General features: G+C 57.5%; 19 protein-coding genes and 1 pseudogene. 3 read left to right on the top strand and 17 right to left on the bottom strand.

Features of this window, described 5'->3' with window-relative positions:
- The first annotated feature begins 65 nt into the window (after nucleotides 1-65).
- Together VGL70_11535 and VGL70_11530 are read left to right on the top strand one after the other, a co-directional pair.
- The gene (locus tag VGL70_11535; GenBank protein HEY3304154.1) at nucleotides 66-1,808 is read left to right on the top strand and encodes an ABC transporter permease subunit; all 1,743 of its coding nucleotides are present in this window, start codon (nucleotides 66-68) and stop codon (nucleotides 1,806-1,808) included.
- A 322-nt stretch (nucleotides 1,809-2,130) separates the two neighbouring features.
- Nucleotides 2,131-2,538, top strand: a pseudogene (locus VGL70_11530) (putative toxin-antitoxin system toxin component, PIN family).
- A gap of 166 nt (nucleotides 2,539-2,704) precedes the next feature.
- Here VGL70_11530 and VGL70_11525 read toward each other — a convergent pair.
- Nucleotides 2,705-5,089, bottom strand: coding sequence for a pentapeptide repeat-containing protein (locus VGL70_11525; GenBank protein HEY3304153.1), 2,385 nt, complete (start codon nucleotides 5,087-5,089; stop codon nucleotides 2,705-2,707).
- Between the two features lie 203 nt (nucleotides 5,090-5,292).
- Here VGL70_11525 and VGL70_11520 point away from each other — a divergent pair, with 203 nt between their 5' ends.
- Entirely contained in the window at nucleotides 5,293-6,708 is a 1,416-nt protein-coding gene (locus VGL70_11520; GenBank protein HEY3304152.1) for an MFS transporter, read from the top strand.
- Nucleotides 6,709-6,721: 13 nt separating this feature from the next.
- On the opposite strand, the gene VGL70_11515 is transcribed toward VGL70_11520, so the two are convergent.
- The 16 genes from VGL70_11515 to argJ all read right to left on the bottom strand — a co-directional run bounded on the left by VGL70_11515 (nucleotide 6,722) and on the right by argJ (nucleotide 20,043).
- Nucleotides 6,722-7,045, bottom strand: a complete 324-nt coding sequence (locus tag VGL70_11515; protein ID HEY3304151.1) for a hypothetical protein — start codon at nucleotides 7,043-7,045, stop codon at nucleotides 6,722-6,724.
- Nucleotides 7,046-7,197: 152 nt separating this feature from the next.
- A complete protein-coding gene (locus VGL70_11510) occupies nucleotides 7,198-7,812 on the bottom strand; it encodes a bifunctional metallophosphatase/5'-nucleotidase (protein HEY3304150.1) in 615 nt (204 codons plus the stop codon).
- Complete coding sequence (locus VGL70_11505; GenBank protein HEY3304149.1) at nucleotides 7,812-8,996, bottom strand: serine hydrolase domain-containing protein; 1,185 nt, start codon at nucleotides 8,994-8,996, stop codon at nucleotides 7,812-7,814. The genes VGL70_11510 and VGL70_11505 overlap by 1 nt, the downstream gene beginning before the upstream one ends.
- Before the next feature lie 9 nt (nucleotides 8,997-9,005).
- The gene (locus tag VGL70_11500) at nucleotides 9,006-9,575 is read right to left on the bottom strand and encodes a nucleotidyltransferase family protein (GenBank protein HEY3304148.1); all 570 of its coding nucleotides are present in this window, start codon (nucleotides 9,573-9,575) and stop codon (nucleotides 9,006-9,008) included.
- Nucleotides 9,576-9,596: 21 nt separating this feature from the next.
- Nucleotides 9,597-10,097, bottom strand: coding sequence for a GNAT family N-acetyltransferase (locus VGL70_11495; GenBank protein ID HEY3304147.1), 501 nt, complete (start codon nucleotides 10,095-10,097; stop codon nucleotides 9,597-9,599).
- 14 nt (nucleotides 10,098-10,111) lie between these two features.
- Nucleotides 10,112-11,692, bottom strand: a complete 1,581-nt coding sequence (locus VGL70_11490; protein ID HEY3304146.1) for a hypothetical protein — start codon at nucleotides 11,690-11,692, stop codon at nucleotides 10,112-10,114.
- A 71-nt stretch (nucleotides 11,693-11,763) separates the two neighbouring features.
- Entirely contained in the window at nucleotides 11,764-12,240 is a 477-nt protein-coding gene (locus VGL70_11485) for a GNAT family N-acetyltransferase (protein ID HEY3304145.1), read from the bottom strand.
- Between the two features lie 19 nt (nucleotides 12,241-12,259).
- Entirely contained in the window at nucleotides 12,260-13,327 is a 1,068-nt protein-coding gene (locus VGL70_11480) for a hypothetical protein (protein HEY3304144.1), read from the bottom strand.
- Nucleotides 13,328-13,372: 45 nt separating this feature from the next.
- Entirely contained in the window at nucleotides 13,373-15,004 is a 1,632-nt protein-coding gene (locus VGL70_11475) for a DUF885 domain-containing protein (GenBank protein HEY3304143.1), read from the bottom strand.
- Nucleotides 15,005-15,153: 149 nt separating this feature from the next.
- The gene (locus tag VGL70_11470) at nucleotides 15,154-15,888 is read right to left on the bottom strand and encodes an acyl-CoA thioester hydrolase/BAAT C-terminal domain-containing protein (GenBank protein HEY3304142.1); all 735 of its coding nucleotides are present in this window, start codon (nucleotides 15,886-15,888) and stop codon (nucleotides 15,154-15,156) included.
- A gap of 63 nt (nucleotides 15,889-15,951) precedes the next feature.
- The gene (locus VGL70_11465; protein ID HEY3304141.1) at nucleotides 15,952-16,446 is read right to left on the bottom strand and encodes a GNAT family N-acetyltransferase; all 495 of its coding nucleotides are present in this window, start codon (nucleotides 16,444-16,446) and stop codon (nucleotides 15,952-15,954) included.
- Nucleotides 16,447-16,654: 208 nt separating this feature from the next.
- The gene (gene hisN / locus VGL70_11460) at nucleotides 16,655-17,428 is read right to left on the bottom strand and encodes a histidinol-phosphatase (GenBank protein ID HEY3304140.1); all 774 of its coding nucleotides are present in this window, start codon (nucleotides 17,426-17,428) and stop codon (nucleotides 16,655-16,657) included.
- Nucleotide 17,429: 1 nt separating this feature from the next.
- Complete coding sequence (locus VGL70_11455) at nucleotides 17,430-17,939, bottom strand: GNAT family N-acetyltransferase (protein HEY3304139.1); 510 nt, start codon at nucleotides 17,937-17,939, stop codon at nucleotides 17,430-17,432.
- A 21-nt stretch (nucleotides 17,940-17,960) separates the two neighbouring features.
- Nucleotides 17,961-18,416 (bottom strand): GNAT family N-acetyltransferase, encoded by a 456-nt coding sequence (locus VGL70_11450; GenBank protein ID HEY3304138.1) that lies wholly within the window; start codon nucleotides 18,414-18,416, stop codon nucleotides 17,961-17,963.
- Nucleotides 18,417-18,427: 11 nt separating this feature from the next.
- The gene (locus VGL70_11445; GenBank protein HEY3304137.1) at nucleotides 18,428-18,856 is read right to left on the bottom strand and encodes a GNAT family acetyltransferase; all 429 of its coding nucleotides are present in this window, start codon (nucleotides 18,854-18,856) and stop codon (nucleotides 18,428-18,430) included.
- A gap of 11 nt (nucleotides 18,857-18,867) precedes the next feature.
- On the bottom strand, nucleotides 18,868-20,043 hold the full coding sequence (gene argJ, locus VGL70_11440; protein ID HEY3304136.1) for a bifunctional glutamate N-acetyltransferase/amino-acid acetyltransferase ArgJ: 1,176 nt from the start codon (nucleotides 20,041-20,043) through the stop codon (nucleotides 18,868-18,870).
- Nucleotides 20,044-20,117 lie beyond the last annotated feature (74 nt).

The raw sequence follows: 20,117 nt of genomic DNA, 5'->3' as shown, positions 1-20,117 counted from the left end.
AGCAATGAGGTGAGAGACTGAATATTCCGTAACTCAGCACTCAGTCCTCAGCACTCAGCACTTCCATGAAGCAAGCTGCACTCAAGCTGCCGGTCACTTTCGCCTGGAGACTGCAAACCTCCCCCGCGCTGCTCGGACTCGCGGCGCTGCCGATCGTTGTCATTCTTGTCCTCGTCGCCGTGATGCTCTGGGTCAGCATCCAGCGCGGCATCCTGGGCACGGCCCAGGCGATCTACACGCTGGAAAATTACGCGAGCATCGTCGCCGATCCGTTTCTCTATCGCGTGCTCTGGAACACTGCGATCTTCACTTTCACGACGACGTGCGTCGCGCTCCTCATAGGTCTTCCCATCGCATGGCTGGCCGAGAGAACTACCATACCAGGCAAGACGTTGATCTACGCCGTCATGACTCTCGGCCTCTTGATCCCAGGCATCTACACGGCGATGGGATGGACGTTTATCGCCCATCCGCGGATCGGATTCCTGAACCGCTGGCTGGTCGATCTGTTCGCTCTCGAAAACGCGCCCATCAATATCGCCACGCCGATCGGCATGGGGTTTGTCCAGGGGCTCAATCTCGCCGCGGTGACGTTCATCCTCACGGCGCAGATGTTTCGCGCGATGAACCCAACGCTGGAAGAAGCGGCGCGCGTGCACGGCATGAGCTTCGGCAAAACGCTCCGCCGGGTCACTCTGCCTCTGGCGCTCCCGGGCATTCTCGCCGCGGTGATTTATATCGTCACGATCGGCATCGCCACGTTCGATATCCCGGCGATTCTCGGCCTCGGCAACCGCGTGTACATGCTGAGCACCTTCATCTACATCAAGGTCCACCCGCAGGGGAGCGGGCTCCCTGAATACGGCATCACCGGCGCGGTCGGAACTTTCATGATCGTCGTCGCCGGTCTGCTCACGGTTTTGTATAGCCGGGTGCTCAGCAGCGGCCACCGCTTCGAAGTGGTGACGGGCAAGGGCTACCGTCCCGCGCTGCTCCAGCTCGGCGGCTGGACGATCGCCGGCTGGTGCTTCATCGGCTTGTACGCGTTCGTTTCCAAGCTGTTGCCACTGCTGCTCATCGCCTACGCGGCGCTGACGCCTTACTTCGCGCCGCCGTCGGCCGAGATGATGCGGCAGCTTTCGCTGGAGCACTTTTACAACATGGACTGGGAGCTGGTGCTCCGCGGCGCGCGCAACACGGCGCTGCTGGTGTTCGTCGTCCCGCTTCTCGTGCTGCTTTTTTCTTTTTCGATTTCCTGGCTGGTGGTGCGCTCGCGGAGCCGCGCGCGCTACGCGCTCGAATTTTGCGCTTTCCTCCCGCAGGCGCTGCCGGAAGTGATTCTCGCGATCGGTGCTCTGCTGCTCGCGCTCTTTGTCCTGGGCGACCATGTGCCGCTCTACGGTTCGGTCTGGCTGATCGCCGTCGTCTACGTTGCGGCGCGGCTGGCGTTCGCGACGCGCGCTTTCAACGGCTCGCTCTTGCAGATTCACAAGGAGCTTGAAGAGGCCGCGTTCGTCTCCGGCCTCTCTACGCTCCGCACCGCGCGGCGCGTGCTGTTGCCGTTGCTCCGCCCGACGCTGTTGTCCGTGTGGATCTGGACGGCGTTGCTGGTCTATCGCGAGCTGACCGTCGCGGTGTTTCTCGGCGTGCACGACAACATTACTTTTCCGGCGGTCATCTGGAGCTACTGGTACGCTGGCGGAATGAACAAGGCATCGGCGGTGACCTTGCTCATGACGGTGTTGCTCGCGCCGCTGATCGTCGCGTTCTGGTGGTTCGGCCGTCGCAGCCAGGTCGCGGGGCAGTGAGGAATAATGTTGCGGCCTATTCAGCCGGTTTAGTTTCAGGGACACAATTACGATTGAAGCTTGACAGACGGCAGGCTGTTATCTACCCTTAGACTGAACGCCTCCGAAGGAAGTGGCGCGATGAAACCTGCAAGAAAAATATCTCCGGAAGATTACATTCTCGCCGTGCTCTCGCCGAAAGAAAGGCTTGATGCCGCTTTCAACGTCGCCCGGGAAGCCTTTAAGGATACCACCCTAAAACCTGCCCACGTTCGAGCGGCTGTAAAAAAGGTAAGGAAAAAAGTCTACGCGGAAAGGCAAAAGAAAGCCCCGAGCCGTCGTTGATACCAACGTTCTGGTGTCGGCTTTTGCCTTTGGCGGAAGACCATACCAAGCAATCTCCCGTCTATTGGTCGATACCGCAATTTGGGTGTCGCCGGACTTACTGAGCGAGTACCGTCAGGTTCCGGTCGAGCTTGAACATTCGGAGAAAATTTCCAGACAACAAACTAAAAGTCTCCTGGCAGGCATTGCCGCGTTTGTAGCCGAAGCAACCGTTTGCAATCCGAGAAAGAGAGTCATCGTCTGTAGAGACCCGGAGGACAACATGCTTCTGGAGTGTTGTCTTGCCGCCGCCGCCGACCTCCTTGTGACTGGAGATCGCGATCTACTGGATATCCCACGGAATGCGCTAACGGCGGGGGGCTTGCGAAAATTGCGGATCCTTCGCCCAGGCCAGTATCTACGTTAGGACAATTGCGCCTGTCATCTGGAGCTACTGGTACGCTGGCGGAATGAACAAGGCATCGGCGGTGACCTTGCTCATGACGGTGTTGCTCGCGCCGCTGATCGTCGCGTTCTGGTGGTTCGGAAGACGGAGCCAGGTAGCGGGGCAGTGAGAGGACAATCAAAATAATCTAGCGCTTGGGAACGACGACGGTCGGAGAGTGCGCTTCGGCTTTGGATGCGAGTTCGCTTAGACTTGCCTTATCTTCCTCCGTCAGATTGGTTAGACCTGGACACGAATCGTTATTCTCAGCCTTCTTGACCCGTTTTTGCAAACGCAAAGCAAGACCTTTCGTGGCAGGAGCTTCACTACCAAGCAATAAGCTTGGTCTGATGGGGCGAAGGCGAAGCACCCGGCGTGCGATATCGGACGACTGGCAGGCCAGTTTTTCCATTTCCGGCAGAAAAAGCTCTCGAAAGTGCTCGGGCGAAAGATCCTTGCACCGCACCTGGGTTCCTTTATTCCGAAGACACCGGCCGATCTGCGGCCGCGCTAAAACAGCCACCGCTGCTTCTTGAATTGCTTCGTTAAATTTATCCAGTTGGTACAACTTCAATGGGCGCTTCACTATGGCCCATGCCCAAGCAAGTTGCGCCTCTCGCAGCCGCTTCAGTTCTTTCGAGGGGAGTGGTTGCCATTTCAAGCCTCGCGCGTCAACTAACTCAACAACTGTTTTGTCTATTGATTTTGAGTAGATTATCGCTTCCCTCAAATTCGCGCCCTGCAAGTTCGCTCTCGCCAAATTCGCGCCCTGCAACTTCGCCCCCGATAGATCTGCGCCCTGCAAGTTCGCTCTCGCCAAATCCGCGCCCTGCAACTCCGCCCGCCACAAGTACGCGCCTTTTAACTGCGCTTCTGGCAATATCGCGGCCCACAACTGTGCCCACAACAACTCTGCGCCCTCCAACCGCGCCCCCGATAAATCCGCGCCTTGCAACTGCGCTCCCGATAAATCTACGCCCTGCAAGTTCGCCCTCTCCAAATCTGCGCCGTGCAACTGTGCCTGCCGCAAGTTCGCGCCCTGCAACTGCGCCTCACGCAAATCCGCGCTCTGCAATTGGGTTGGCTGCCGGGCCCTACGCTCTACCAGGCCCACTTTTAATTTCTGGCCTACTTTTGCAGCTTGCACCAATATCTTCACCAATTCCTTCTCCGAAGCCGCACGCTGCAACGGGTCCCTATCTTCTAACTGTCCTGGGCTCAAGTCTGCACCTTGTAGCGATGCCTGACGCAAATTAGCGCCCTGCAACTCGGCACCACGGAGATCCGCCTTTGGCAGGAGTACGCTTGATAAATTGGCCCCGCGCAAGCTGCGGTTCTGCAAGTCGATAGGCTGGATAGATCGCAGGGCGGTTTCTCTTTTAGCCGGATCTGCACGGCGCAAGTCGGCGATAATCTCAGGCGGTGCCGGCTTCGCGAGCAAGACTCTTTCATGGAGATCCAGGTGGCGCAATGACTCCAATATATGTGTGCCAAATGCATCCGGCCGGTCGATTTTCTCGCCGTCGACAACGAGCATCAGCGGCAGCGGCAAACCAAGCATCAGCGTTGCCACAAGTCCGGGTACGCCCAAGCTCGGGGTCGTTACTATAGAGGATGCCGCAAAGTGGTGCCCACGACGTAGCCGACGAATTACCCAGTGCACACCACGCTCCAACGCATGCGAGAAAAGCGATAGCAGGAGGCACGCAATGAGCAGACTGAACAACCACTGGTCAGCCACCCATACCAGATATGTTTCCCGCTCACCCGTCTTTCCCCCGATCGATGGCGCCAGCTTTTCATCCATCTCCATCACGAACAACAACCAGAGTGCAATCAAGAATCCGGTAAGTCCCGACAGCGAGCGTAGCCGTTGAAACGGCCCGCGTTGCCAAGTGCAACGGATGTAATTCCACCACCTATGACGCCGGTCCATGATTACAGGCCACAACGTAACCACCAAGATGACATCGAACCATATGGCAGTTCGTTGCATCCATGTGACTGCTTCGCTTTGGTAGGCCAGGAAGCGAGCTTGCAGAGTTAGTAGAGCAGCAAGAGGCAATAGCAGGATAGTGATGGTCACGACCAGTGCGAGAAAGTTCTTCACCAGCCGGCTTGGTCGGCCCACCAAGTAATAGTTGAAGGGAAAGATATTTAGCTGATCGTACAAGCCGTCGGTGTTCGCTTTCTTGTGCGCGGCATCATCGAACGCATAGAGCTTGTGCGACAGCAACTGTAAGGAAAGCAGTAAATTAAAATGGAATAAGACCAACAAGAAGGGAACTACGGCGTAAAAACCCACAATCGGAACTTCCACGTCTACCACTGGCAGCTTCACGCCTTTGCCGATGAGAAGGTCCATGTCGGTGGTGCTGAAAACGATCACCAGGATGTAGGCACAGAGAGCGAGGAACGCGATATGCAGAACGGCGACCTTTTCGGAGGCGCTATTGGCTGCGTCGAGCAGCGCTTTAGCATCGGGCGCCGCCGGTGGCCTGCTAGTTGTACTGGTTGGCTCCGGCTCTTCCATGATTCCTCTGTGTCATGGCCGTGGCTTTCAATTGGCGAAGGCTATCTGAAAAGCGTTAACGTTGTCAAATCTAGCCCAATCGCTTCTAAGTCGTGCACGGCTGGATTTAACGTCGAAGTTTGATTATAGTCCAGAAATCACTTGTAGAACCTTTCTCCGGAAGAATCACATCTTTGTCGGACGCTCCAACGATAACTTCCCACGTGTCACGCTCTACAGAACTTTCCAACCGCGTCAACCGTGTGCTCTTGGCCACTGCGCTCCTGGGAACGTTTTTCTCCGGCACGGCAGGACGGATCTTCAACATCTCGATGCCGACGGTGGCAAGCGATCTCGGCACCGATCTCCTCGGCATCTCCTGGGCTTTGCTCTCTTACCAGCTCACGAACATCGGCCTCTCGATGATATTCGGCCGGCTGGGAGACTTTTGGGGGCGCGAAAAAGTTTTCGTCCTCGGTTTCTTGATTTTTTCCGTCACGTCGCTTCTTTGCGGCCTGTCTCAAAGCGTGCTGCAGCTCGTGAGTTTCCGCTTGCTCGAAGGCGTCGGCTCGGCGATGCTTCAGTCGTCGGCGCGAGCGTTGGCCGCCGAGGCCGTGCCGGAGGAGCTGGCCGGCAGAGCGCAAGGGTTCATGACCACCGCGCACCACACCGGGTTCTTGCTCGGTCCGGCCTACGGCGGATTCATGATCGACTACTTCAGCTGGCGCTGGGCGTTTTTCTCTCTGGTGCCGATCAGCTTGATCGGCGCCATTTCGACATTGCCGAGCTTGAAGCGCGCCAAAAGGCCGGCCGAACGCCGTCCGGTGGATCACCTGGGGGCGGTTCTCGTCTTCGTGATCATGAGCACGCTGCTTTTAGTTCTCGACCGGCGCGCGCTGGAGATCCTCGGGGCGCAAGCTAAAGTTGTATTCGCGGCCGTCTTTTGCGCCGCGCTCGTGAGCTTTCTGATTCACGAGCGGCGCACGTCGAGTCCGTTCATCGATCTGTCGCTGTTCAAAGTCCGGATGTTCAGCATGGCCGCGGTGAGCCTCGTCATCGTCTCGTCATGTTACGTCCTCACGGGCTTTCTGTTGCCGTTTTACCTCCAGGAAGTTCTTCATTTGAAGCCGTCCTTTATCGGGCTTCTCTTCATGGTGCCCGCAGCCATCACGCTTTCTCTCGCGCCGGTGAGCGGCTACCTGGCCGACCGGCTGGGGCCGCGGCTTCCGGCGAGCGCGGGAGTTCTGTTCTTGACCGCTTCGTTTTTTATCGGCGGATTCTTGCGGCTCGACTCCCACTGGCTGTTGCCGACCTTCATGATCGCCTTCGGCGGCATCACCAACGGAATGTTCAACCCGGCGAATTCGGTCAGCATGATCAGCATGATGCCGAGGGAGCATCGCGGCTTTGCGTCCAGCGTGAATCACGTGGCTTTCGGATTGGGGGGCGTCTTGGGCGTGACGCTCGGCGGGCTCATCATGAGCTTTGCGTTCGAACATCACACGGGGATTTCCGGAGCGAGCCCGACCACGGCGAATCCAGCGGCGTTTGTCGCAGCGCTCAACACGACCTTGCTCATCGGCATGGCCGCCAGCGCCGTCGCGATTTTTACCTCGGCGATGAGAGGGGAGAAGCGATAGAGCGGCCAGAGCTCTATCGTAAGCGGCTTCGTGACGGCCGAGGTTGCTTCGGCTTCGACCCGAACGCCGCGGCCATAAGTTTGTAGCGGCGCTTCACTTCAGAGAGGAATCGCTTCTGCGTTCTTGGGCCGGCGCCGATCGATATCTCGACCGGCGCCGGCCAAACTTTTCCCGCCCGCACGTCGGCCGAGCGAACTCCGTCCTTGAGATGAAAGTGAAGAAACGCTGTGCGGCCGAGATAGAAAATTCCGGGCTTCGGCTCGACGATGCCGGACCAGCGACGAATCGCCGCGAGGCAATCTTTCAGATCGGCGAGATTCTTGTACGGGCAGTGCATAAAGATTCACTCGTAAGTGGACTGTCTCTAAAATAGCTTTACAGAGTCCGTTCGCCCTGAGCACGTCGAAGGGCGAGATATTTCAGTGGGTTCCGTTCATGGTTCGACAAGCTCACCACGAACGGAACGTTAACGTAATTTGAGGCGCTGCATTAAGTTTTACCGCGCTCGCGCAGCGCTTTCGCGATCTCCTGCCAATCGCGGTAGCGGCCGATCAGCACGTGCTCGCCGTCCATCTGATTCCACGGACGATCCAGAAGCGCGACGGGGACCTTCATCTCCACCGCCAGGAACCTCGCCATCGTCGGCGAATCCTCGACCGCGAAACAAAACGAGCGGGTGGCCAGCTCGGGTAATGTAATCGCCATCGTGTTCTCGGTGGCAAAGCGTCCGTATTTATCGACCATGATGAAGGTATGGTAAGGCAGTCGATGGCGAGTGAGCCATTCGATCGACGCTTCAAAGGTCGGCGGCGGCCGTCCCGTAACGATCGCAATTTCGTGCCCGGCTTCAGACCATTGCTTCAACACCGAGACTGCTTCTTCGATCGGCGCCATTCCGAGAAGCTCGTCGGGATGGTGCGCCAGGCGAAACAGCTCCTGAATCTCGCGAGTCTCCAACCCGCACGCCTCACCGACTTCGAAAGTGTTCAGTTGATCGTAACGGATCGTCTTGCCGAATTCCCGCTCGGCGATGGCAAGCAGCGCCCTCGCCGTCTCGCACAGCACGTCGTCCAGATCGACGTAGATGGTTTTTGGCGCGATCATTATTCGGTGGACGACCAGAAATCGGCGACTTTATCGTCGGATGTCAGCGCGAACGTGTAGTAACGCGTTTCCGACCCGGCGACCATTTTGTAATAGCAAGCGCGGCTGACTGCTGCGCCGAAGCGCTCGAGGACTCTTCCTTTGATTTCATCGCAGGCGAGGAAAGTAAATGACCTGAGTTCTTGCAACCGTTTTTCCAACTGGTCATCCGGAAAGCGGGTATATTCGGTCCCCGTAACGCCCGTGTGCGTGATGATCCGGTGCCCGCGGCTCTCATCGAAGAACCAACCAAATCCATACGGGAACGAGCTGCCGCCGTTCAACTTCACCGGCGTCCACGTTTGTTCCAAGCTCGACGGCTTCACGACTTTTCCTGTCGCGAGCGCGTTGTCCCATTTCACCAAGTCTTTTACGGTTGAGAAAATGCCGTAGTCAGAAGGAAGCTCGACTTGCGTAACGCGCCTGATATTAATGAGCTCTCCATCTCGTAGTGTGTATCCGGCAGCGCGGTTCTTCAGGATCGTCCATTGATCGGGAACGGAGGTTGAAGTCATTGCCAATGGTCCAAAGAAACGGTCCGTCAAAAAATCGCGATAACTCCGGCCGCTGGCTTTTTCTATGATCATGCCGAGCAGAAAATAACCCACGTTGCTGTATTGCCACCGGTCTCCGGGAGTGAAACTCATCGGATCTTTCGTCGCCGCTTCGAACATCTGCGCGGTTGTGAGATCCGTTCGTCCGCCATCTTGGTGCAGGGCCTCGAAACCCGCCCACATGCCGGCGAGACCGGCGGTGTGAGTTAAGAGATGGCGCACGGTAATTGCTTTCCAGTTTTCCGGAGAGCTGGGCAAATATCGATTGATCGGATCGTCTAGTTTGATTTTGCCCTCTTCGACCAGGGCCATGATGGCGGTCGCAGTGAACTGCTTGGTGACTGAGGCAAGCTCAAAGACGGTGTCCGGTGTCGCCGGCACGTCGTGCTCAAGGTTGGCGAAGCCGTAGCCTTTTATTTTTACAACCTCGCCATTCTTGATGACGACGAGCGCGAGGCCGGGGATCATCCGGCTCTTCATCTCGGCCTGAATATACCGATCGATGGGGTCGGTTTGTGCGGAAAGGATTGGCGCGCCGGACAGGTGGACCAGGAGTAAAAAAAGAAAAGTGACCGAAGCGTAGCGCTTCATGTAATCATCCTAGAGTCCACTCTCTCGCTCGCGTGCCCATTCGACCCGCAACTTGGGCCAATGCTCCAGCCAGCGCTTGCTGCGAATGCGCTCATTGTACAATGCGGCCGGGTATGGAACCAACGGGTTGGGAGTCACTCGGAGAGACCAATTCACTTCCAGGCCGTAGGGCGCGGCGATTTTCAAATGCCCGTCCGGTTCGATTCGGATCGCAACGCAGGTCGGAGTCTCGGGCCAATGAGCGACGGCGTGCGCGCTGTCCCGATAGGGATCGTGGCCGCTCTTGGTATGCATCCGAGCTTGATTCCTGACTTCCCAGTTCACCTCCGGGAAGCGGGCGCGTAAGTCAGCTTCGATTTGCGGCTCGGCCGCTCCCGGTGGGTCGCTCGGGTCGTAATACACCACGTCAACGTCGTTCAGCGGCGTGCGCGATGGCTTCTCGTGTAAAAAATCCCAGATGGCATTGCGCAGAAACCCCGCCGCCAAGTACCAATCGGGGAGCCGCATCCCTTCGACCGTCCGAAGGCACTCGATCATCCATGAATCGGAGCAAACTAACTGGATGGTTTTGTTTAGCATCGCCCCCCGCTGAGTCATCCGCTACGACTTGGTCTCCGACGCAAGCCGCTTCAACGCATCTCCTGTTACCCGATACACGGTCCACTCGTCCATCGCCCGCGCGCCGAGTTTTTTGTAAAAATCGATCGCGGTCTCGTTCCAATCGAGAACCGACCATTCGAGGCGTCCGCATCCTCGCGCGACGGCTTGCTGCGCGATGTAACGCAACAACTGCGTGCCAAGACCGCGTCGGCGCCACTGCGGCAATACAAATAAGTCTTCGAGGTATATGCCTGGCCGGCCGAGAAACGTCGAGTAGTTGTGGAAGAAGACCGCGAAGCCGACGGCTTCCGCTCCCGCGGAGCCGAGTATGACTTCTGCGACGCGGCGCTGGCCGAAGAGCGACTCGCGCAGGCTTTCTTCCGTTGCAACCACTTCGTGGGAGAGCTTCTCGTATTCGGCGAGGCCTTTGATCAGGCTTAAGATGACCGGGATGTCGCCTGCTGTTGCCGGCTGGATGCGGAATTCCAGGTGTGTCGTCATCATTCCAATATCGATCAATCGGGCTCAAAAACCGCCGCAACTTGGTTTTCATGTTTCAACGAAAATTTGCCGTTGCGGGAAAGATAAGAGTACAGCCGAGCGTCCACGGGCTTGAGCACAACGACATACTTCGCCTTAAAATGTTCCTTGATCACCGTGTACGGATCTTGTTGTCCATAGTCCGTGAGCCGTCCGACGTTGCCCAGGCTCAAATCGCGCGCTTCTCCATAAAGTGCCAGGTCGTAGGCGTATTGGAAGATCGGATCCATACCGCTCGTATAATAATTCTTTTTATTCCAGAAGAATAACTCCGGGAAGTACTCCCATCGGGTATTGAAGACGATCTCTCCCGGAGCAGAATTTGCCTCGAGCCACTGCGCGACGCTTCGAAAACGATCCGGGTCCCAGCCGAACGATAGCGCGCGGTTGCGCAATGGAACGGCATAGACAACCATGAAGATGAAAACCGCGGCGAGGGCGATGCGCGCCGCCCGGCTCCGGTATAAAAATTCGGAAAAGACCAGGGCGATAAAAATAACGCCGAACCCGGAGGCAAAATCGAACGCGCGCCTGGCCAATAGAAGCGCCATCACAAAGAAGATGACTGATAACGCTCCGCTCGCACACACGACGGTCCGTGAGGTGGCGGAAAGCGGCGTACGTTTGACGAAGACTTTCCACAACAAAAACAGGATGACGCCGAGGCAAAGCACGGTGAATGGCAAATAATTGCTGCGAACGTTGAAGCTCAAGGGCAGGATCTCGGAGCCGAAATCGAGCGGCGTGCCTCGGAGCTTTTCGATAGTCAGCTGGAAAATTTGGATATACGCGATCTTGGCGGCGCCCCAAGGATCGGGGCGCAACATCCATCCGGCGGCTATGCCCGCCAAGAGCGCGAGACCTTCGCGCCACGGATAGTTTCTCTCGCTCAAAGCTTTGGTCGCGGCAAAGACCCCGAAGAGAAGAATGGAAATAGGGAATAGGCTCAAGTGCAAAAAAGTCAAAGCGAGCGCCGCGGCGAATACGCCCCGGAGGTTCCCCGCGGCTAGCAGCGCAAGAAGCAAGATATCGAGTGCCAAAGAAAGCACGTGCGGGCGCAGCATGGCGACGCGATGAAGCAAGAAGGCGGAGGAAAAGATCAAAAAAAACGGCCAGAAAGCGGCCGGCCTGAGTTTGAGCGACAGGGCTGCCGCATAGTAAGTCATCAAAAACGCCGACGTGACGAGCACGCCTGCGAGTCTCAACCCGAGATTGGAATCCTCTATCCACGTAAGCGGGACGATGAGAAGGTGGAAGCCGTACCAAATATCGGACGCGAACTTGCCGATGACCGAATAGGGGAGCCAGGGAAAGCTCGCGTCGAAAATACCCGCGGCCCCGGAGCTGCCATAAATTTGCGCGTGGCGAAAATGATAAAAAACGTCCGGGTCGGGAAATTTATCCGGAATGAGATGCAGGCACGCCGCCACGACCAGCGACACGAAAAGGAAAATCAGAACGTCTTGTGCGGCCGACCGCGTCCGAGGAGTCTCACGTTCTCGTGAGCCAGCCGCGTTCGCGCGCGCGCGCGGAGCCTTGGTTTTTTTCTTGGCCATATCCTGGAAATTATTTGAGTGCGTGAGACTATCCGACGGGGAGGCGTTCGTCAACGGTCTGCGGCGACGCCTCATAGGTCGTCGGTTAGAAAAAGCTCGTAGTACTGAGCGCCCTTCAACGGGTTATACCGATAGGCCGGGATCGGACGAAAGCCCAACGAAACGTAGAGATTATTTGCGGCTTCCATGGACGAGACGGTATCCAGCCGCATGCGCCGGTATCCCATCTCTTTCGCTCGAAGGATCACCGCCTCCGCCAGCTTCCTGCCGATGCCCTTTCCTCGCGCCTCCGGTATCAAGTAAAGCCGCTTCATCTCTGAGATCGTTTCATCCCACTTACGTAACGCCACGCAGCCGACGACGTTCTCGTTTTGTCTTGCGAGCACAATACAGCCGTTCGGCAGCGCGTACTCGCCGGGTAGATTCTGCAATTCCGCCGCAAAATCCTGAAAGCCGAGGTCGAAGCCGAGCGATTTAGCGTATTGTTCGAAGAGATCGCGCGCGCTCTGGAAATCGTTGCGAGTCGTGGCTTCAAAAATCTCGGCCATCGGTAAAGCCCCTATAAGGCTAAGATGGGATGCCATTCGCTTCAACGAGCAGAGCTTCTCCTTCAGTCCTAAGCAAGTAGGGCCAGGTGTTTGCTTCCCAGTCCGTTTTATCGGGCTCAAGCGAGTGCGCGCAGCGCGCGCCGTACGCGATCGCGTAAACGCAGGCAGCAAAGAGCGAGCTTCGCTCGCGCTTCGAAAAAGGGCGGCCGCGCGCCGCCTCATAGTCTGCAACATACGCGCGAATATCGTCCGCCGTAGGAATGCGCCGAACGCCTTCGAGCGTCCAATCGGCAGTGAACCCGTGAGCGGAGATGCCGACAAGCTCTGTCTCTGGACGGAACGCCAAAGAATCCCAGTCATACGTGGCGGCAATCCGGCCATCACGAAAGCACAGGTGCTCGACTCTCCAGTCGGCGTGCCCGAGAAGCGGCTCGCCTTCATGAGCTTCAGCATCACGAGACCGTTTCGCGAACGCATCGATCCACTCGGCGCCTGCGGCCGTGTTTTTAAAATCGAACAGTTTGCTATGTGGCTGCGGGTAAAGAGACTCGGCTCTTTGGAAGTGTTTCAAACAAAAGACTCTCCCGTTAAAAGACCGGAGGAGTCCGATCAATTCTGCAAACCTCGACGCGATTAGTTTGCGGCATGCCGGATCAAAGCCGTCGCCGCGCTGGCCTTGATCCAATAATTCTTCAACGGTCGCCAAGCTCTTTGCCAATGGCGTCGGCCCAACGATCGGTCTTGGACACGGATATCCACGATCGGCCAACCAGTTCATCACACGGCAAATACTTTCCAGTGGCGCGCGATCGAAACTTAGATACGGATTCGTCTCTGCAGGCGGCCGAACTTTGATGACAAGCTCCCGGCCGTCTTCAAGCCGGACTCCATGGGTGCTCCCGACGCTTGAACCATAGAACAGGTATCCGCCGATCTTGCTGCCAAAATGAGTCCGACAAAATTCGTCGATCAACTCCGCGATCCGCTCGGCGCTGTCCGTGCCGAAACAATCTAATTCGACAAAGGGAGTGCCCCATGTATTGAGGCTCGTTTGAAGCATTTCAACCGGGTCGTGGATGATTTTCATCTGTAGCTGCGATGAACCCGAAGATGTCAGTGAAGTCGCCGAAGATCACCGTTGGCTCAAGATCCAAGCGTCCATTTTTGCTTCGAGCAAATCCAGCGGCAGGGCGCCATCCTTGAGCAGCTCGTCATGAAAGGCCCGGATATCGAACTTCGAGCCCAGAGCCTTTTCAGCCTTCGCGCGAATGGCGGAGATTTTTAATTGGCCAATCTTATAGGCGAGCGCCTGTCCCGGCCACGAGATATAACGGTCGACTTCGTTCACGATATCCGACTCCGGCCGGGCCGTGTTTTCGAGGAAGAAGTCGATCGCTTTCTGCCGATCCCAGCGCATGTGATGAATTCCAGTATCCACGACCAAACGCACCGCGCGCCACATTTCAAACGTCAGTTGCCCGAATTTCGAATAAGGATCGTCATACAGTCCCAATGCATCGCCGAGCGATTCGGCGTACAGTCCCCATCCCTCTACGAATGCCGTGTAACCGCCATAGCGCCTGAAGTTAGGAAGCGCCTCTTGCTCCATCGCCAGGGCGATTTGTAAATGATGTCCCGGCACGCCTTCGTGAAGCGACAAGGCCATCATTTCGTGCTTCGGCCTGGTTTCCGGTTTGTAGAGATTGACGAAGTACGTCCCCGCGCGCGAGCCGTCTGCGGCCGGCCCACGATAGTAAGCGGTCGTCGTATCCGGAGCGATATTCGCCGGCACCGGTTCCACTCCATACGGTATGCGTGGAAGAGTTTTAAAAAGTTTCACCAGCAGCGGATCGATGCGGCGCGACAGGGCTCTGTACGCGGCGAGCAATTCTTCCGGCGTCCGGTAGTAAAATTGGGAATCGCTGCGCAAGAAGGCCGCAAATTCTTTGAAAGACCCTTTGGTGCCGACCTTGTCGATGATCGTCTGCATCTCGGCTCGGATGCGCTTCACTTCGCTCAAGCCGATCTCATGAATCTCTTCCGGCGTCATTTTGGTCGTCGTGTGCCGGCGAGCGACAAATCTGTACAGGGCCTCGCCTTGAGGCAGTTTCCAGACGCCCACTGGGTCCAAAGCCGCGGGTAGATATTCCCCCACGAAAAATTGCTTTAGCCGGCGAAAGGCGGGAACCACGGAATCCAGGATCGCCTTCTCCGCCGGCAGAGCGAGTCGCGAGCGATCCGCTTCGGAAATCGACGCGGAAAATCGTTTGAAGGGTTTGTAGAACGAGCTCGCCTTCGGGTCAGCAACAATTTGATGGTCGATTTGTGCCGGTATCCGCTCCAGAACAACCTTTGGGAGAATCATCCCCGCTTTCACGCCCTCGCGCATGAGCGCGATCGTCTGCTCGATATAAGTGGGCAGAGACCGAAGCCGCGCTATCCAGTCTTCGTAGTCCTTGACGGTCTCGAAGCGCAGCGCGTCGGCGAGCTCGTCCGCGGTCTGGACTCCGCCGCGTTGGTTGAGGGGAATCAGATACCAGCGATACTTATGACCTTCGACTTCCTCTTCATAATCTCTAACGAACAGGTCGTAATTCAGCCGGTCAAAAGACGAAAGCGATGCACGATCCATGGCTCTGAGCTTGGCCAGAACTCCGATATTATGAGACTGTCGTTTATCGATGGCATCGAGGTTTCGGTTTTCCCAGCGGTCGTTCCAACGGCGATCTCCCAATCTGGAAGCCCAGGTAGGATATTGTTCCATCCAGTAGTCCCATTCGGAGGCGAAGAGATCATGAAGCGCCTTCGTTGCTTCATTGACGCGAGGTTCCTGTGCTTCAAGAGGAGCGCAGACAAGCGACAACGCCATAAAAATAGATCCGATGACTTGGAACGGTCGTGACATTGGGTCTTTCATTGGCCATCCAGCTTTTCGCGCAGAAACGATTTGATGTCTTCCAAGTAATAGCCGGCGCCGTGGAAGAGTTCATGCCCGCCGCCGCGATTGTAACGGATGCTCTTCACCTCTTTTTTGTGCTCTCGCAGGAGACGGTCCACGGTGTCGAAAATTTCCTGATGCTCGGCCGTATCGCCTTTCTCGATCAAAAGCAGCACGGGCGCTTCCAGCGAGGCGACGTGGGGCAAGGTCGCGGACAGGTTCGACCCGACCGCCGCCAGGGCCATGACGACGAGCGCTTTCACTCCTTTCTGTTCGACGCCTACCATGAGCGTCAGCAGGGCGCCGCGCGAGTTGCCGGCGACCGCAACTCGAGACGGGTCTACATCCGGCAGACTCTTTACGTGATCGATCGCTTGTAACACCTGCGCTTTGTGCGATGGAAGTGTCAGGGGCCCCGGGCCTCCTCGCCTGATAGGAATGAATGTTACGAATCCGCCGGCCGCGAGCTCTTTGCAAATCGCGGGCAGGTTGTAACCGCGTGCCACGGCTTTTTCGTAGCCCTGGATGTCAACTCCGACACCGTGGTTATGAACTATGGCCGGGAACGGGCCCTTTCCCTCGGGCCGGCAAAGCAGAGCATCCGGATTCCAGCCTCCGATACGGTAGCCTCCTGAAGAAACTACACCGCCGCACCCTTGGATCGAGACGAAGAGGAAGAAAGCAGCGTGGCGGATTGTCTTTAGCGCCATTTGTCACTCAGCCGACGGCGGTGAAGTATAAACGATCTTACGCCCGGTTTGGTTGTCACAACGTCAGGAGCCGATACGCCGGCCGACGATGATCAGATCGCGCTCAACTCCATCGAGTTCGGCGACCCGCGGCAAAACTCCCCAGCGCTCGAAGCTGAAGCTCTCGAACAACTTGAGGCTTCGCTCGTTGTGGCCGAAGATGAAGCCGAGGAGAGTCTTCAAGCCGAGTCGCGGAGCTTGCTCGACGGCCCGCGCCAGCAACGCGCGGCCGATACCGGCGCGCTGCCGACTCGGGGCAACGTAGATGCTGATCTCCGCGGTGGCGTGATACGCCGGCCGTCCGTAGAACGATTGAAAGCTGAGCCACCCGACGATCGCTCCGTTCTCTTCCGCAACCCAAAGCGGGCGCCGGTCGGGGTGATGCTCGCAGAACCAGGCGTACCGGTTCTCGACCGCAACCGGCTGCGTGTCCGCCGTGGCCTTACGGCCTGGAATCGCCGCGTTGTAAATCTCGACGATCGCAGGAAGGTCGGCTTCCGTCGCATCGCGAATCGTCATCTAAATTCTCGCCGCGTTGCGTCTGACTAGCCCGGCTTATTCACCGCCGAGGCGCGGAGGACACGTCCTTCGACAAGGCTCAGGATGCGCGGCGTTGAAGAGTTCCGTTCGTGGTGAGCTTGTCGAACCATGCGAACTCTGTGTCTCCGTGGTGAGTACGCTTCCAACAGTCTGCGGTGATTTGTCCTTGTACCATGACTAAAGCGCGTTAGGAATTTAGAATCTCCAAAACTCGAGGATGCAGGGTCTTATTCGCGGCGACGCATGAGTCGCCGTGCGCCGCGTCTCCGCCCGACCACGTGGTAATCACGCCTCCGGCCCCCTGGATGACGGGAATCAGCGGCACGATATCCCACGGATTCATGATCGGGTCGAGCATGATATCCGCGCCGCCGCACGCGACCAGCAAGTAGCCGTAACAATCTCCCCACGTGCGAAACAGGTGCGTTTGCGCAAGCAATTTTTCGAAGCCGTCTTTATTTTGATATTTGGCGATACCGGCGACATCCGTAGTCAGGAGCATGGCTTCCGAAAGTTGCCGCGTATCCCGGAGCTTCACGGCGCGGCTGTTAAACTTGGTCTGCGTGTTATCACCTATGCACAACTGGCCGAGTACGGGATTGTGGATCGCCCCCAAGACGGGTTTCCCGGCCTGGAGCAGGCCGATCAGCGTTCCGAACAACGGGCATCCGTGCGCAAACGAGATGGTTCCATCGATCGGGTCCAGAGTCCAAACATACTCGGCCGATTCATTCTCCGGTCCGAACTCCTCTCCAAGGATGCCGTGGCGCGGATACGCTTTTCGAATCATCTGCCGCATCAACGTTTCGGCTTCCCGGTCCGCCTGCGTCACGATGGTTTTATCTTCCTTGGTTTCTACCGCAAGAGTCGCCTGGGCAAAGTACGGCTTGATGACTTCGCCGCTCTTTACGGCCAACGCGCGGATGAAGTCGGTAAATTCTTTTAGCTGTTTATCAGGCATTTTAATCGGACCGCCTTGGAAACCATGCCATGGAGATCTCATCGACGAACCAGCCATCCGGCAACCTAACACCTTCGCGAAGGCGGCCTTCCTCGACGAAGCCAAATTTCCGGTAAAGCGACAGCGCGCGTTCATTCGTTGAGCGAACAAGCAGTTCGACTTTATGCACTCTAGGAGAGCGTGTCGCCCAGTTACAAACCGCCTGCATTAAGGAGGTTCCAATACCTCGGCCGCTTTCCCCTGGATGAACGACAATAGTTAGCCGGAACACATGCGAGACGGCGACCAGATCCATGGGATTTAGCAGCGCATGGCCGACCGCGAGGCCGTCCTCCTCGGCAACGAAATAGCACCCAACGCCGTCGCTCAGTTTCTCGATCAACGCGGCGAAAGTTCTAGGATGCAGTTCTTCGGGCCGGGAGATAAGTAAGCCCGGTGTTCGCGCGATCGCCTGCTCGGCCGCGCAGAGCGTCGCGGCGTCATCGACACGAGCTGAACGCACGCCAATCATCGTTCGCAGGTATCCATGAGCTTACTTTTCACGACGTTCCATAACAAAGTGCGTTGCCGTTTCGCCTGTGCAGCGAAATCCGAGTCTTTCGTACAGCGCCCGCGCCCGAGAGTTGACTTTCAGGACCTGCAGCTTAAGCGGCAGGCGCTTCGCTTCGGCTCTCGCGACCAGTGTCCGAATGATTCGTGTGCCGATGCCGCGGCTCTGATAGTGCGGCGCGATCTCGATGTTCTCTAGATAAAAACAATCTTGGCGCTCGATGATATCGACAAACCCAATCGGCTGACCTTCGAGGTCGATGACCGAGCGCGCCGCCGGCCTAAAACTCCTTCGAAAATGTTCAAGCTGCCATGCTTCGTCCCAACCCCACGTTGCAGCTATGTAATCGCCCATGGCCGCTCGATGAATTACAAACAAGGCATCAAAATCGGCAGCTCTGGCCCGCCGGAGAGAAAAATCTGGCAGCTCTGATGGCATTAGACCCACTGTCAACGAAGCCGCTTCCCCATGCCGACTCGTTCTTCGACTTCGTAGCCGAGGGTTCTGTAGAACGCGATGGCTTCGGCGTTTGCCGGTCTCACCTGCAAGTTGATTTTCGGGCAGCCGAGCCGCGCCAATCCGGCTTCCGCTGCGCGCATCATTCGCGTCGCGATTCCCCGGCGTCGTCGTGATGGGGTTACGGCGAGGTGATGAATCCATCCTCTCACTCCGTCGAATCCCGCCAGAACCGTAGCGACGACTTTTCCCGCTATAGCTCCGACGAGGAACAGCTCAGGCTGCACGGCGAGCTTGCGCCGAATCATCGCTTCCGGCGCGTTCCACGACGGTTCGTTCACAAAGACTTCTAGCCAGAGAGCAACTACGGCGCCGCGATCGGACTCAGAGTACGGGCGAATCTGTAATTCGGTGCCTTCCACCGGATCCTCTTCTAAGTCGTATAGTAAGCGTTCTCCTTTATATACCCCTCGGTGAGATCACACCCCCAGACGCGCGCGGATCTTTTGCCGATGCCGAGATCGACGGCGATCAGAGCTTCGGCCTGGCCGAGATAGCCGCGCAGCGCCTCGAGATCGCACTCCACCGGGGCGCCCAGTTCGAATACTCTTGTGTTGCCGAAGCGGATGGTGACGCGGCCGGGTTCGATGTTCTTGTCAAAGGTCTTGCCGACGGCCATGATCACGCGGCCCCAGTTGGGATCTGAGCCGTAGACGGCGGTTTTGACCAACGGCGAATTGACCACCGACTTGGCGACGCGCTTTGCTTGTGCCTCGCTCTTCGCGCCCGTGACCTCCACGGTGATGAGCTTCGTTGCGCCCTCGCCGCTGCGCGCGATTTCGCGGGCGAGGTGCTCGCAAACTTCGTATAGACCGGCTTCAAACTGACGCGCATCGACGGGTCCCGCCAGGCCGTTGGCCATCAGGACCACGGTGTCGCTCGTGCTCGTGTCGGTGTCGATGCTCAGCGAATTGAACGTCGGGTCCACGACCCGGCGCAGCATGCGCCGCAGCGACGCGGCCGGCAGCTCGGCGTCCGTCATCAGATAAACCAGCATCGTCGCCATATTCGGCTCGATCATCCCCGCGCCCTTGGCAATCCCCGCGATGACGCCGGCGCCCACTTTACGGGAAACGTATTTGGGATAGCGGTCGGTTGTCATGATCGCGCGCGCGGCCAGCTCGAGATTATTCGGCTTGAGCTCGTCGCGGATGCCCTTCAGTCCGTCCCGGATCTTATACATCGGCAAGCGCCGGCCGATCACGCCGGTCGAGAAGGGGAGAACGTCCCGGTAGTCGATGTCCAGCTCTCCGGCAACCAGACGGCACATCTCGGTGGCGTCGTCGATGCCCTGCTGGCCCATGGCGACGTTGGCGTTCTTGCTGTTGACGACCAGCGCCTGGACGAAGCCGTCGGCGATGTGCTCTCGCCCGACGATCACCGGCGCGCCGGGAAAGCGGTTCTGCGTGAACATCGCCGCGCCGCGCGCGCGTGCGGTCGAGTAGATCACGGTAAGATCGAGCGTGTCGTCTTTGATCCCGGCGTTCTTCGCCGCCGACAAAAATCCCTGCGGCTGTAAAAATTCCTGCGGTGCGGTCTTATTTTCCATCTCCACTGATCCTCCGATATCCTGCTCGCCAATTATGCTCCAGAAATAAACGTGACGCCATAAAAAAAGCCCGA

The sequence above is a fragment of the Candidatus Binatia bacterium genome (assembly GCA_036504975.1).
Taxonomy (GTDB): Bacteria; Desulfobacterota; Binatia; order UBA9968; family UBA9968; genus JAJPJQ01.
The sequence above is the reverse complement of the archived record's forward strand: the minus strand, read 5'-3'. Positions and strand labels throughout refer to the sequence as shown.

What these genes read in the sequence shown, in the direction of transcription:
- VGL70_11490 (HEY3304146.1), bottom strand. Translation starts at nt 11,692, where the DNA reads ATGGCCAAGAAAAAAACCAAGGCTCCGCGCGCGCGCGCGAACGCGGCT.
- argJ (HEY3304136.1), bottom strand. Translation starts at nt 20,043, where the DNA reads ATGGAAAATAAGACCGCACCGCAGGAATTTTTACAGCCGCAGGGATTT.
- VGL70_11525 (HEY3304153.1), bottom strand. Translation starts at nt 5,089, where the DNA reads ATGGAAGAGCCGGAGCCAACCAGTACAACTAGCAGGCCACCGGCGGCG.
- VGL70_11495 (HEY3304147.1), bottom strand. Translation starts at nt 10,097, where the DNA reads ATGACGACACACCTGGAATTCCGCATCCAGCCGGCAACAGCAGGCGAC.
- VGL70_11465 (HEY3304141.1), bottom strand. Translation starts at nt 16,446, where the DNA reads ATGACGATTCGCGATGCGACGGAAGCCGACCTTCCTGCGATCGTCGAG.
- hisN (HEY3304140.1), bottom strand. Translation starts at nt 17,428, where the DNA reads ATGCCTGATAAACAGCTAAAAGAATTTACCGACTTCATCCGCGCGTTG.
- VGL70_11450 (HEY3304138.1), bottom strand. Translation starts at nt 18,416, where the DNA reads ATGCCATCAGAGCTGCCAGATTTTTCTCTCCGGCGGGCCAGAGCTGCC.
- VGL70_11535 (HEY3304154.1), top strand. Translation starts at nt 66, where the DNA reads ATGAAGCAAGCTGCACTCAAGCTGCCGGTCACTTTCGCCTGGAGACTG.
- VGL70_11500 (HEY3304148.1), bottom strand. Translation starts at nt 9,575, where the DNA reads ATGCTAAACAAAACCATCCAGTTAGTTTGCTCCGATTCATGGATGATC.
- VGL70_11505 (HEY3304149.1), bottom strand. Translation starts at nt 8,996, where the DNA reads ATGAAGCGCTACGCTTCGGTCACTTTTCTTTTTTTACTCCTGGTCCAC.
- VGL70_11515 (HEY3304151.1), bottom strand. Translation starts at nt 7,045, where the DNA reads ATGCACTGCCCGTACAAGAATCTCGCCGATCTGAAAGATTGCCTCGCG.
- VGL70_11485 (HEY3304145.1), bottom strand. Translation starts at nt 12,240, where the DNA reads ATGGCCGAGATTTTTGAAGCCACGACTCGCAACGATTTCCAGAGCGCG.
- VGL70_11470 (HEY3304142.1), bottom strand. Translation starts at nt 15,888, where the DNA reads ATGGCGCTAAAGACAATCCGCCACGCTGCTTTCTTCCTCTTCGTCTCG.
- VGL70_11510 (HEY3304150.1), bottom strand. Translation starts at nt 7,812, where the DNA reads ATGATCGCGCCAAAAACCATCTACGTCGATCTGGACGACGTGCTGTGC.
- VGL70_11455 (HEY3304139.1), bottom strand. Translation starts at nt 17,939, where the DNA reads ATGATTGGCGTGCGTTCAGCTCGTGTCGATGACGCCGCGACGCTCTGC.
- VGL70_11480 (HEY3304144.1), bottom strand. Translation starts at nt 13,327, where the DNA reads ATGAAAATCATCCACGACCCGGTTGAAATGCTTCAAACGAGCCTCAAT.
- VGL70_11475 (HEY3304143.1), bottom strand. Translation starts at nt 15,004, where the DNA reads ATGGAACAATATCCTACCTGGGCTTCCAGATTGGGAGATCGCCGTTGG.